Consider the following 12,504-nt stretch of genomic DNA (forward strand, 5'->3'; position numbering starts at 1 on the left):
AATAAATCAGGAGGTATTACATATGAAAAAAATGTTTAATAATTTAAAAATTTCAACAAAATTGCTATCACTAGTGTTCTTTCTGGCTATATTTATAGGAAGCGTAGGTTTTTTAGGACTATACAATATGAATAAAATTAATTCAAATGCAACATTACTACATGACTATAATTTAGTTAGCATAGAACAAGTAAATACATTAAGGCAAAATTATTCGGATATCAGAACAGCGTTAATTAAGATGGTTTATAAAGAAAGAAAAGATAAAGGTGAGGATGAAGAGATTATTGCAGAGATAGAGGGTTTAACTAAAAAAAATGAAAATTTATTTGCAATAATAAAAAGTACTAATGAGAAGATGAGGGTAGACAAGAGTCAAGCAGATCAAGAAAAAGATAAAGTTCTGTTTGATAAAATTGAAAGCTCATCAAAGGGATATTTAGCTTCAGGGAAAAAGGCAGTCGATTATGGAGTAGCTAAAGATTTCAAATCAGCTGCAGGTCAACTCTCAGGGGCATCAAAAGATAGAGCAACTTTATTTGAGGGCATTGATGGGCTGAATGCTAGTAGTGTTAAAGAAGCCGATTCATTTTACTCAGATAACAATATAACATTCAATGGGTCTAGAATGATCATAATAACAATTACTGTATTGGGATTTGCTTGCTCAATTATATTAGGACTTTTTATAGCTTTAGCTATTTCAGGACAACTAAAAAAAGTTGTTAATTTTGCTGGAGATATGGGAAATGGAGATTTAACTAAGGACATAGATATTGATTCAAAAGATGAAATAGGGGATCTTGCTAGAGCGCTAAATAAAGCAAAAGACAATATGAAATTACTTATATCAGAAATAATTAATAGTTCTAGTGATATCAGTGCTGCTAGTGAAGAGTTATCTGCAACATCAGAAGAGGTTTCTTCAAAAATGGATATTGTTAACGAATCGACTGATCATATAACCACTGGAATTCAATATTTAAGTGCTACAACGCAGGAAGTTAGTGCATCGACAAAGGAAATTGAAAGTACAACAATGAATTTAATTAATAAGGCTAATGAAAGTTCTAAATCAGCAGTAGAAATTAAGAAAAGAGCAGCTGAAATAAAAGTAAAAGCTACAAAAAATATAGAGCAAGGTAATGAAATATATGAGAAAAATCGTATGAATATACTAAAGGCAATAGATGATGGAAAAGTAGTTAAGGATATTACTGTTATGGCAGATTCAATTGGGGCTATAGCTGAGCAAACAAATTTACTTGCATTAAATGCTGCTATTGAAGCTGCTAGAGCAGGTGAAATGGGTAAGGGATTTGCAGTAGTTGCAGATGAAGTAAGAAGTCTTGCTGAGCAATCATCTGTTGCAGTAGAAAATATTCAGAGCATGGTAAATAAGATTGAAGTGGCATTCAATAATTTATCTATAAGTGGTAAGGAAGTTTTAGAGTACCTTGAAACCGGTGTAAAACCAAGTTATCAATTACTTATGACTACTGGAGTTCAATATGATCAAGATGCAGACTTTATTAATAATATGGCAAGTGAAATAGCTAGTACATCAAAACAAATGAAAGAAGTTATAGATAAGGTAACTTATGCAATAGATAATTTATCAGCAACTACTGATAAATCAGCTGCTAGTACAGAAGATATATCTAATAGTATAAATGAGATAACAATGGCGATAGGGGAGGTAGCAAGTTCAGCTCAAAGCCAAGCTGAAACTTCTCAGAAACTAATAGATGTAACTAATAAGTTTAATGTTTAAATAAATATTATAGTAAGTATTAAAAATGAAGCCATAGTGGCTTCATTTTTTTATGCGACTTATTATTTTATATTAATTTCCTCAGGTTCTTAATCCACTCTTTAATATAGTTGATCCTACGTTAGGGCCATTGGTTATAGTGGAAATAGCATTTTATTTATACATTAAATGCAATCATATACATATATTAATTAACCCTATTCCACCAATATGTAAATGTGGTAAATTAGAAGGATCGATTGGACGAGGCATTAAGTCCTTGAATTTATCTATTATATTTAATTATAATGTAAAAAGAATTTATTGACAAAAAAATATAATTACTGTATATTGATTATAGTGTAAATACACTATAATCAAAGAAGGTGATACTATGGAAAGAAAGATTTATTATAAAAAGTCAGCAACATGTAATTGTATTAATTTACGTAGAGCGTCTTTATCAATTACTGAAGTTTATGATGAAATGCTTGCACCAAGTGGGCTTAAGATAAGTCAGTATTTATTGATTAGCAATATAAAACGTTTAGGACCTATAAGCGTAAGTAATATAGCTTTAGAAATTAGACTAGATAGAACTACCATAGTACGAAATCTTAAACCTCTAGAGGCTAGAGGTCTTATTATAGATATAGCCACAAAAGGTGCACGAAATCGGCAATTAAAACTTACGGATAAAGGAAGTGAAATTTTAGAGGTAGCATTGCCGCTTTGGGTAGAAGCACAAAATTATATTAAACAATATTTAGGTGAGGAAGATATTAATACTTTAACAAGATTACTAGCTAAAATTGAGGCATTAGTGCCTTAATTTTATGCGATAAGCGTGTACATACACTCAAATAGTAAAATATATAATAATTGTTGAAATAATAAAGAAAACGGGGGTACTAGAATGAAGAATCTAATAAAAAATGAAATTGAGAAATTTGTATTGGAAAGTAAAGGAAACTGGTTTGAAGAAATTAATGACCATTTTTATGATGAACCTATTATAAAATTTGCAGCTGCAGATGATCCTTTATTTGAAGAATATAAAAAAATAATTGGTAATCAGCATTTTACACCAAAAGAGGTTTTCGAGTTAGCCTTTGGGGAAGGCAGTTATAATGGAGGAACAGTTATAAGTGTAGTACTGCCTATAAATGAAAAGATTAGGAAGAGCAACAGAACACAAAAAAAACATGGGTCAAGAGAATGGTCATTGGCCCGTACTTTTGGAGATGAAGTATTTATTACGGAATTTGTTAAGCACTTAGTGAATAGTTTAACTGAAATGGGACATAGAACTCTATCACCTTATCATTCTGAATGGTTTGAAATTAGTGTTACAGAATCAGGGCCAACATCAAATTGGTCAGAACGTCATATAGCTTATGTAGCTGGACTTGGAACTTTTTCAATAAATGATGCTTTTATTACTGAAAAAGGAATTGCAGTAAAGTTAATTTCAGTTGTAACTGAATTGAAACTTACGCCAGACATTAGAGAAGCAAAAAAACATACAGAAAATTGTTTGCTATGCAGTAAAGGTATTTGTGGAGCTTGTATTAAACGCTGTCCCGTTAACGCTATATCCAAAGAAGGACATGATAAAATAAAATGTTATAAACATGTTTATGGAGACGAATCAAGAAAATTAGCAGAGTCATATGGGGGAAGTCCAAAGGCAGGATCGGGATGTGGATTATGTCAGACGGGAGTGCCTTGTGAGGGTAGAAATCCAATTAAAATTAGTTAGTATTTTAGATGTCATAACAATAATTAAAAATTATTGTTATGACATCTTTCAATTATCTAAAAAACTGATTTTGATAGTTAACAGCACTTTTAAGGTTAATGAATGTTTTTGCTTAAGTAGATATACTGTACTTAGTTACAAACGTATACAGTAATCGTATACAGGTAGCTGGATATTTTAAAGTGATTTTTTTATGTTACCTATGTAAACGTATAATAAAACAAATCAAGGGATGTTAGTTATAAATAGGGAGGAATTTTAAATGGTTCGTAAATGTATTGTAATGAAAGTATTTAGTGGGTTTCATGCTGAGTATAAAAGACGTCATGATGTAATTTGGCCTGAGATGGTTGAGATGTTACATGAGTATGGTGTAAAAAACTATTCTATTTTCTTGGATGCAGAGACGAATAGTCTAATTGCATATTTAGAAATTGAAGATGAAGTTTTATGGAGTAAAAGTGATGCAACCGAGATTTGTCAAAAATGGTGGGCCTATATGAAAGATGTTATGGAAACAAATGAGGATAATAGCCCAGTTTCAATGGAGTTAAAAGAATTATTCCATTTAAATTAAAAAAAAGGAGGAATAATAAATGATTAGTAAAGAAGAAAATAAACTGGCTTGGAAAACCACTATTTCAGCATCTATGGCAAATTACATTGATGCAGGTTCTATAGTTGCTGGAGCTGCGGGTTTATCACTATGGACTTCGTATCTTCATATGAGTGATGCGAAACTTGGATTATTAAGTGCTTTAAGTTCGAATGCTGTTTCAGCAGCTATTGGTGCGTTAATTGGTGGTTATATATGTGATAAATATGGTCGTAAATTGGTTTATAATTTCTCTATGATATTCTATATGTTTGGCATGTTATTTATTATTTTTTCACAGAATTTTGGAATGATGTTAACTGGATATATTATCGTAGGATTATCAGTTGGTGCTGACATTCCGGCTTCTTGGACAACTATTGCAGAAGGAGCACCTGCTAAAGAGCGTGCAAAGCATTGTGGTACAGCGCAACTTGCATGGGCGGCAGGTCCCGTTATTGTTATGATTCTATCAGTTTCGCTAGGACATTTAGGGCTTCTTGGTAGTCGTATAGTTTTTGGACATTTATTTGTAGTGGCGCTTGTAACTTGGTTAATAAGGAGAACTTTGCCTGAGTCACAATCTTGGTTAGATCAAAAGAAAAAAGAAAAACAACTTATAGCAAAAGGACAACTAAAAAAGGTAACTATTAAAGATTTATTAAGACCAGTAAATTTTAAGTCAATAATATTTTTACTTGGTGTATATTTATTTTGGAATTTGGCAGCAGGTACAATGGGATTTTTCATGCCATTAATTTATCAAACAGTTGGTAAGGTTTCAGCAGAAACTGCTAACTTACTTCAAGCAGGTTTATTTGCATGTACAGCTATTGGTACTTATTTTGTATTTATGAGACTTGGAGATAAGGTAAGTCGTAGAGGTATTTATGCGGTATCAGCCATAATGGCAATCGGGGCATGGTCAATATTTTTATTACCAGCGTCAAGTATGAAACCTAGCATGTTATTAATATTTGTTGTTGGATATGGACTTTCATGTGGATTTGGTCAACAACCATTTTATCAATTATGGGCTAGTGAACTTTTCCCAACAAAATATAGAGCATCTGCTCAAGGGGCAATGTTCTTTGTTGTTCGTATAGCACTTGGTTTATGGAGTTTTGTTATCCCAACTATTATGAGCAAGTTTGGTTTCCAATTAGCAGCAGCATGTATGATAGGATTCCTTATAATTAGTGCTATAGTTGGTATTGCATTTGCTCCTAAGACTTCAGGAAGAACACTTGATGATATTGAAAAAGAACGTTATGGAGAAATTAATTTATAATAAAATAATTTCAATAAGAATATAATCACCACCAGCTTTAAATTGTAAGACTAAATTTATAAGGCTATAATAAATTCATAAGGTCATAATAAATAAAGGATTATAAAATAAAAAGTGATGGTGGTAATATGAATATTAATGAGCTTTATAAAAAATTAAAGCAATTAAATGATATAGAAAAATACACATATGATTTATATAATACCAGAATAACTTCAGAGGTTGATATTAGACTTAAGGAACATTTCTCTAATAAAGTTAAAAATGATTTGTGGATAATAAACAATGAAAAATTGATGAATGAATCAGAGGTTATAGCTATTCATAAACATGATAGGTTTATAAAATTTGATAAACATAAACATGATTATTTAGAAATGATGTTTGTATATTCTGGTAAAATAAATCAGGTGATTGAAGGTGGAAAAATAGTAATAGAAAAGGGAGAAATTTTATTACTAGACATGAATGTTGAACATAGTATTGAGGCTGCGGGTTTTGATGATATTGCCATTAATGTATTAATAAAAAAAGAATTTTTTGATTGGATTTTTATGAGTCAAATTGCTGATAATGATTTAATCTCAAATTTTATTGTTGAAGCAATATACGGTAAAAATAAGTTCAAGCAATACATTCATTTTAAAACATCCGAAAACGATAAAGTTTGTAATTTTATGATTCAGATACTTATGGAATACTATGATAAAAAAAATGGAATGGAAACTGCTATCCGTGCTTATATGATGCTACTTTTTAATGAATTGCTAAGGGATTATAAAAAGTACCTAACTAGTGAAATGGTTTCTAAAATTGATTCCACAATATCTACAGAAATTTTAAACTATATTAACAAAAACTATAAGGTTATAACATTAAAAAGTATGGCAGATCATTTTAGTTATAATCCTGATTATATAGGTAAATTAGTAAAGAAAATCATAGGAAAAACTTTAACGGAACTTGTAAAAGAAAAGAAAATTAAACAATCAGAATATTTATTGCATAACACAAAGATGTCAGTAATTGATGTGATTACTGAAGTTGGTTACTCAAACGTAAGTTATTTTTATAGGCAATTTAAAGATCAAGTAGGGGTTACACCTGATGAGTATCGAAAAAAATAGAGAATAATGTAATAGTTTGATTGCTTATTAGGACAGTAAGATTCTCTTTGTAGGACATAGGATTAATTAGACTATTAAACTAAAATATTAGCTATAGACAAAGTTATACGCGAAGTAGACGTTTGCAACAGATTGGAGGCATGTTATGGAATATTATCTAGCCATTGATATTGGTGCTTCAAGTGGAAGACACATACTAGGCTCAGTTGAAAATGGAAAATTGAAATTAGAAGAGATTTACAGATTTGAAAATGGAATTAGTAAAGTTTCTGATGAATATTGTTGGGATATTGATAAATTATTTGAAAACATAAAAATAGGAATAAAAAAGTGTGTTGAACTTGGAAAAACTCCAAAGAGTGTAGGAATAGATACTTGGGCTGTAGATTTTGTGCTTCTAGATAAAGATGATGAGGTTATAGGAAATGCAGTATCGTATAGAGATGATAGAACAGAAGGTATGATGGAAGAAGTGTTTAAGATTATACCCAGGGATATGATGTATTTATATACAGGAATTCAGTTCCAAAGGTTTAATACTATATATCAACTACTTTCCATAAAGAAAAACAAACCTGAAATTTTAGAAAAAGCAAAAACTTTCTTAATGATTCCAGATTATCTTAATTTCTTACTTACTGGTAAAAAATTTAATGAGTATACTAATGCAACAACAACACAATTAGTAAATTCTTTTGATAGAACATGGGATCCGAAGATTTTAGATGAGTTAGGTATTAAAAAGGGTATATTCCAAGAGATAAAATTACCTAAAACTAAAATTGGTGGTTTACGTGGTGAGTTAACCCGCGAATTCGGATTTGATATGGAGGTTGTACTTCCTGCAACTCATGATACTGGTTCAGCATTTATATCATCAGTATGTAATGATAGTGATAGTCTTTATTTAAGCTCGGGTACATGGTCATTAATTGGCCTTGAAAATAGATTCCCATTATGTGTACCACAAACTATGGAATATAATTTTACTAATGAAGGTGGTATAGATTACAGATTTAGATTCATTAAAAATATTATGGGACTTTGGGTAATCCAAGAGGTTTCAAGGAATCTTGAAAATAAATATTCTTTTGCGAAGCTCGTAGATTTGGCAAGAACAAAATCAGATTTTACATCAATAGTAGATGTTAATGATGATAGATTCTTAAAACCAGAAAATATGATAAATGAAATAAAGGATTATTGCTATGATACGGATCAAAAGGTTCCTGGCGATGTTGGGGAAATAGCAATGTGTGTATATAATAGCTTAGCTCATTGTTATAAGAACGCTGTCCAAAATATTGAAGAAATATTTGAGAAAGAATTCAAGAGAATAAATATTTTTGGTGGAGGATGCCAAAATAATTTATTAAATGAATTAGTTGCGAAAGTTACTGGAAAAGAAGTCTTAGCTGGACCAGTTGAGGCAACTGCAATAGGGAATATTGTAGCTCAGCTCTTAAGTTATAACATTTTTAAAGATTTAGGAGAAGCAAGAGGAGCTATTAAAGAATCTTTTAATATTATTACATTTGAACCCGATGAAGTCGTTAATGTGCAGCGACCCAGGAGATGATTTAAGTAGTTACAATTATAGAATGAATTATAAGGGAGGCAAATATAAATGAACATTAAAGAAAAGTATGAGATGTCTAAAAAAGAATATGAAAAATGGGGACTAGATGTAGATAAGATATTAGAAGAACTAAGCAGGGTGAAAATATCAATTCATTGTTGGCAAGGAGATGATGTAACTGGTTTTGAAAAAACTCAGAATGCATTATCAGGAGGTATAGCTGCAACTGGTAATTATCCAGGAAAAGCTAGAAATGGAGAAGAATTAAGAAAAGATTTAGATAAAGCACTAAGCTTAATTCCAGGAAAACATAAAGTTAATTTACATGCTATATATGCTGAGACTGATGGAGAAGTAGTTGAAAGAGACCAGTTAAAACCAGAACATTTTAAAAAATGGGTAGATTGGGCAAAGAAAAATGGATTAGGTCTTGATTTTAATCCAACCATTTTTTCACATCCTAAAGCTGCAGATGGATTAACATTGTCTAGTCCCAATAAGGAAATAAGAGATTTTTGGATAAGACACTGCATGGCATCGAGATCAATAGGAGAATACTTTGGTCGCGAACTTGGACAAACTTGTTTAACAAATATTTGGATTCCTGATGGATACAAAGATGTTCCAAGTGATAGAATGGGACCTAGAAAGAGACTTAAAGAATCTTTAGATGAAATCTTTTCGCAGAAAATAGATAAGAAGTATAATCTTGATTGCGTTGAATCAAAGGTATTTGGCCTAGGAGCAGAGGCTTATACTGTAGGTTCAAGTGAATTTTATATAAGTTATGCAGCAAGAAACAACATAATGTCATTAATGGATACAGGCCATTATCATCCAACAGAGGTTGTTTCAGATAAATTATCTGCAATGCTGTTATTTAATGATAAAGTTGCACTTCATGTAAGTAGACCAGTAAGATGGGATTCAGACCATGTTATATTATTTGATGATGAAATCAAAGAACTTTCTAAAGAAATTGTAAGAAATAATGCATTAGGTAGAGTAATTATTGGTCTTGATTTCTTTGATGCCAGTATAAATAGAATAGCAGCATGGACAATCGGATCAAGAAATATGATAAAATCATTACTAAGTGCAATGCTCACACCTAATGATAAGTTAAAAGAATTACAAGACACAGGAAACTTTACAGAAAGATTAGCTTTAATGGAAGAGTTCAAAACCTATCCAATGGGAGATATATGGAATTATTATTGTGAAAAGAATAATGTTCCGGTAGCAGAAAAATGGCTTGATAATGTAAAGGACTATGAAAGGACTGAATTGAGTAAAAGGAGTTAAATCATCTCCTGCGGAGCTGCAATATTAACAACTTTGGAAGCAAATGTAGACTGCCACCAAAGCAATTTTCTAGACTAGACAACTGCCACTTATAGAAGATGGCAGACTTGAAGCTTCCAAAATGTTGTTAATTGGATTAAGTATAGAATATAAATTATGAGTGAATTTAGAAAAGGGCCAGCAAATGCTGACCCTTTTCTAAATGTAATTAATTTAAATGTTTCTTGATACTTCATATGCATCCCAGATTGCGTACATAATATTCTGAACTTGTCTTGCATCTCCTAGCAGATGAACCTCTGGTACTTTAAATTTTAGTTCATCGTATAAACTCTTTTGTGAGTTATAGCCAATTGCAACAATTGCGCAATCTGCTTTTATAGCTTCTTCTTTTTCGCCTGATTTTAGTATGAAACCTTCATTAGTAGCGGTTGATACCATTGTATTAAATTTAAGATCTATTTTCTTGAAATTAACTAAATCGCGAAGCATATCCTCATTTGCATGGCACAAAGGGCCACCTACTTTTAAGATGTCACTTTGCATTTCAACAATAGTAACTTTTTTGCCTTGATCTGCTAACCACAAAGCGGCCTCGCAACCCACTAGCCCACCACCAATAATTACTACATTATTACCAGCATCTTTTCTTCCGAGAAGAACATCTTCTGCGCTATAAACTTTACTAGAATTATCGATATTAAGAATTCTAGGAGTTGAACCAGTAGCAACAATTACAACATCAGATTTTAAATTAGTTATGATTTCCTTAGTAGCTTCTGTATTAAAATGTATATCTACTTCTAAATCTTTTAATTCATCTGTATACCATTTAGCAAGTGCTCTGTCGTCGTCCTTAAAATCTGGCACTCCTCCAGCTATAATATTTCCACCTAGCCTATCACTTTTCTCAAGCAAAGTAACTTTATGACCCCTTAGAGTACAGACTCTAGCTGCTTCACAACCAGCCACCCCGCCACCAATGATGACAACGTTTTTGATTTTTCTAGCAGAAGCTATGCCATATTCATTTTCTCTTCCACAAGCTGGGTTTACAGCGCAAGATACTGTGGCATAAGTAGCGAGCCTTCCCATGCAACCTTCTTGGCAAGATAAACAAGGTCTTACCTTATCAAATTTATCAGCCATTATCTTATTAGGTATTTCAGCATCTGCAAGAAGAGGTCTCCCAAGCGCAATCATGTCTGTTTTTCCTTGTAGGATAGATTCACTTGCAAGTTCAGGGTCTTCCATTCTACCAGCAGTAATTACTGGAACTTTAAGTACTTTTTTTAATATTTCATTGTACTCTAAATACATACCTTTTTTCTGATACATCGGTGGATGACTCCAATACCAAGAATCATAAGAACCTACATCTCCATTAAAAGCATCATAACCAGCTTCTTCAAGAATTTTAGCTGCCTCAATTCCTTCTTCTATATCTCTACCTTTTTCCTCAAAATCTTCACCAGGAAGGCCACCTTGTCTCCAATCTTTAATAAAACTTTTAATGCTATAACGTAGTGAAACTGGATAATCCTGTCCACATGCTTCTTTTATCGCTTGTACAACTTCTATAGCAAATCTTAGTCTATTTCTTAAACTTCCACCATATTCATCTGTTCTATTGTTAAAAAATGAAATTGCAAATTGATCAAGTAAATAACCTTCATGTACGGCATGAATTTCAATACCGTCAAAACCAGCCTTTTTAGCTATAACAGCTGATTGCGCAAATTTTGTAATATAAGTTTGTATTTCTTCTATAGTTAATGCTCTACAGGTAACTCCATCAAGCCATCTGTGAGGAATTGGGGATGGTGCTACTGCGGTTTTGCCTACAATTGAAGGTATACTTACTCTTCCAAATCCAGCTGACAACTGCAGAAACATTTTTGCCCCATAAGCATGTACTCTTTCAGTCATAATTTTTCCTGTTTTAACAAAGTTCAAAGGATTAAGTGTTGGACAAGGCATTGATGGTAAAGCACACTTTTCAATGTCATTTTCGACCATAGTTACTCCGGTAATAATTAATCCGGTACCGCCTTTAGCCCTCTCAACGTAATACTCTACTCCACGTTCATTATAAGTTCCATCGGCGTCACATAATCCACCAGGACCCATTGGTGCCATAACAAATCTGTTTTTAATTTCTAATTTACCTATTTTCATTGGCTGAAAAAGAATTTCATACTTTTTTTTCAAAATAATACCCCCTATGAAATAAAGTCTAATGAATTTATTCAACGAACAAACTCACTGAATAGATTCATTATATTGATATGTTATATTTCTGTCAATACAATTATAAAACTAAAACTTTATAATTAAATTGACAAACCATATTAATAAACTATACTTTACTTAGAAAAAGATTATAGTTAGGAGATTTATTATGGATGAGCAAAAGTTAAACAATAGACAATTACAAGCACTTAACACTAAAAATAAAATATATAAAAGTGCAATTGACCTTATGGACAAGAAAGGATATAAAAATATTAAAATACAAGATATATGTAAAAAAGCCGGAGTTTCTGTAGGTTCTTTTTATAATTGTTTTAAATCTAAAAACGAAATTCTTATAGAAATATATAAGCGAGCAGATGAATATTTTATTACGGAAGTTGCCAATAATATATATTGCGATAACGCTACAAATGAAATTATTAAGTATTTTGATTATTATGCAAAGTATAATGTTCAAGTTGGAATTGACACAATGAAATTATTATATAACTCAAATAATAAGTTATTTATAACTAAAGGTAGGGATATGCAAAATCTACTGAATATTATTATAGAAAGAGGGCAAGAAAAAAATGAGATTAGTAATGAGATGTCTAAAGAAAGTATTACGGAGTATTTATTTATAGCTGCGAGAGGGGTTGTATATAATTGGTGTCTTTATGATGGAAAATTTGACCTTATGGAAGCGATGAATGAATATATGAAGCGTTTTATAATTATATTTAAATATGAAAATAGTATCAAACAAAAGAATAGCTAATAGGTAGTTATTTTAAACTACTTATTAGCTATCAATAAAACTCTATTTAATTATTTTGGTGAATTATTGTCTATTA

10 protein-coding genes are annotated in these 12,504 nt (G+C 31.3%); 9 read left to right on the top strand and 1 reads right to left on the bottom strand.

Annotation, left to right across the window (positions count from 1 at the left end):
* The first annotated feature begins 22 nt into the window (after window positions 1–22).
* The 8 genes from A7L45_RS04805 (at window position 23) to rhaA (ending at window position 9,412) form a co-directional block, all read left to right on the top strand.
* Window positions 23–1,774 (top strand): methyl-accepting chemotaxis protein, encoded by a 1,752-nt coding sequence (locus A7L45_RS04805; RefSeq protein WP_071611707.1) that lies wholly within the window; start codon window positions 23–25, stop codon window positions 1,772–1,774.
* A 373-nt stretch (window positions 1,775–2,147) separates the two neighbouring features.
* Window positions 2,148–2,585 carry a MarR family winged helix-turn-helix transcriptional regulator gene (locus tag A7L45_RS04810; protein WP_071611708.1) on the top strand — a complete coding sequence of 146 codons (438 nt, stop codon included), beginning with the start codon at window positions 2,148–2,150 and terminating at the stop codon, window positions 2,583–2,585.
* 84 nt (window positions 2,586–2,669) lie between these two features.
* Entirely contained in the window at window positions 2,670–3,515 is an 846-nt protein-coding gene (locus A7L45_RS04815) for a (Fe-S)-binding protein (protein WP_071611709.1), read from the top strand.
* 262 nt (window positions 3,516–3,777) lie between these two features.
* On the top strand, window positions 3,778–4,092 hold the full coding sequence (gene rhaM, locus A7L45_RS04820) for an L-rhamnose mutarotase (RefSeq protein ID WP_071611710.1): 315 nt from the start codon (window positions 3,778–3,780) through the stop codon (window positions 4,090–4,092).
* Window positions 4,093–4,111: 19 nt separating this feature from the next.
* Window positions 4,112–5,401 (top strand): MFS transporter, encoded by a 1,290-nt coding sequence (locus tag A7L45_RS04825; protein ID WP_071611711.1) that lies wholly within the window; start codon window positions 4,112–4,114, stop codon window positions 5,399–5,401.
* 128 nt (window positions 5,402–5,529) lie between these two features.
* A complete protein-coding gene (locus A7L45_RS04830; RefSeq protein ID WP_071611712.1) occupies window positions 5,530–6,528 on the top strand; it encodes an AraC family transcriptional regulator in 999 nt (332 codons plus the stop codon).
* A gap of 145 nt (window positions 6,529–6,673) precedes the next feature.
* Window positions 6,674–8,107 (top strand): rhamnulokinase, encoded by a 1,434-nt coding sequence (rhaB, locus tag A7L45_RS04835; protein ID WP_071611713.1) that lies wholly within the window; start codon window positions 6,674–6,676, stop codon window positions 8,105–8,107.
* Window positions 8,108–8,155: 48 nt separating this feature from the next.
* Window positions 8,156–9,412, top strand: a complete 1,257-nt coding sequence (gene rhaA / locus A7L45_RS04840) for an L-rhamnose isomerase (protein WP_071611714.1) — start codon at window positions 8,156–8,158, stop codon at window positions 9,410–9,412.
* A gap of 213 nt (window positions 9,413–9,625) precedes the next feature.
* On the opposite strand, the gene A7L45_RS04845 is transcribed toward rhaA, so the two are convergent.
* Window positions 9,626–11,623 (bottom strand): FAD-dependent oxidoreductase, encoded by a 1,998-nt coding sequence (locus tag A7L45_RS04845; RefSeq protein WP_071611715.1) that lies wholly within the window; start codon window positions 11,621–11,623, stop codon window positions 9,626–9,628.
* A gap of 190 nt (window positions 11,624–11,813) precedes the next feature.
* Between A7L45_RS04845 and A7L45_RS04850 the strand changes: the two genes are divergently transcribed.
* Window positions 11,814–12,428, top strand: a complete 615-nt coding sequence (locus A7L45_RS04850; RefSeq protein WP_071611716.1) for a TetR/AcrR family transcriptional regulator — start codon at window positions 11,814–11,816, stop codon at window positions 12,426–12,428.
* The last annotated feature ends 76 nt before the right edge of the window (window positions 12,429–12,504 follow it).

Origin of the sequence: Clostridium estertheticum subsp. estertheticum (assembly GCF_001877035.1) — a bacterium.
GTDB lineage: Bacteria > Bacillota > Clostridia > Clostridiales > Clostridiaceae > Clostridium_AD > Clostridium_AD estertheticum.

Bases quoted from the DNA above. Each gene is read 5' to 3' on its own strand.
- A7L45_RS04815 (WP_071611709.1), top strand. From the start codon at position 2,670: ATGAAGAATCTAATAAAAAATGAAATTGAGAAATTTGTATTGGAAAGT.
- A7L45_RS04830 (WP_071611712.1), top strand. From the start codon at position 5,530: ATGAATATTAATGAGCTTTATAAAAAATTAAAGCAATTAAATGATATA.
- A7L45_RS04810 (WP_071611708.1), top strand. From the start codon at position 2,148: ATGGAAAGAAAGATTTATTATAAAAAGTCAGCAACATGTAATTGTATT.
- rhaA (WP_071611714.1), top strand. From the start codon at position 8,156: ATGAACATTAAAGAAAAGTATGAGATGTCTAAAAAAGAATATGAAAAA.
- A7L45_RS04825 (WP_071611711.1), top strand. From the start codon at position 4,112: ATGATTAGTAAAGAAGAAAATAAACTGGCTTGGAAAACCACTATTTCA.
- rhaB (WP_071611713.1), top strand. From the start codon at position 6,674: ATGGAATATTATCTAGCCATTGATATTGGTGCTTCAAGTGGAAGACAC.
- A7L45_RS04805 (WP_071611707.1), top strand. From the start codon at position 23: ATGAAAAAAATGTTTAATAATTTAAAAATTTCAACAAAATTGCTATCA.
- A7L45_RS04850 (WP_071611716.1), top strand. From the start codon at position 11,814: ATGGATGAGCAAAAGTTAAACAATAGACAATTACAAGCACTTAACACT.
- rhaM (WP_071611710.1), top strand. From the start codon at position 3,778: ATGGTTCGTAAATGTATTGTAATGAAAGTATTTAGTGGGTTTCATGCT.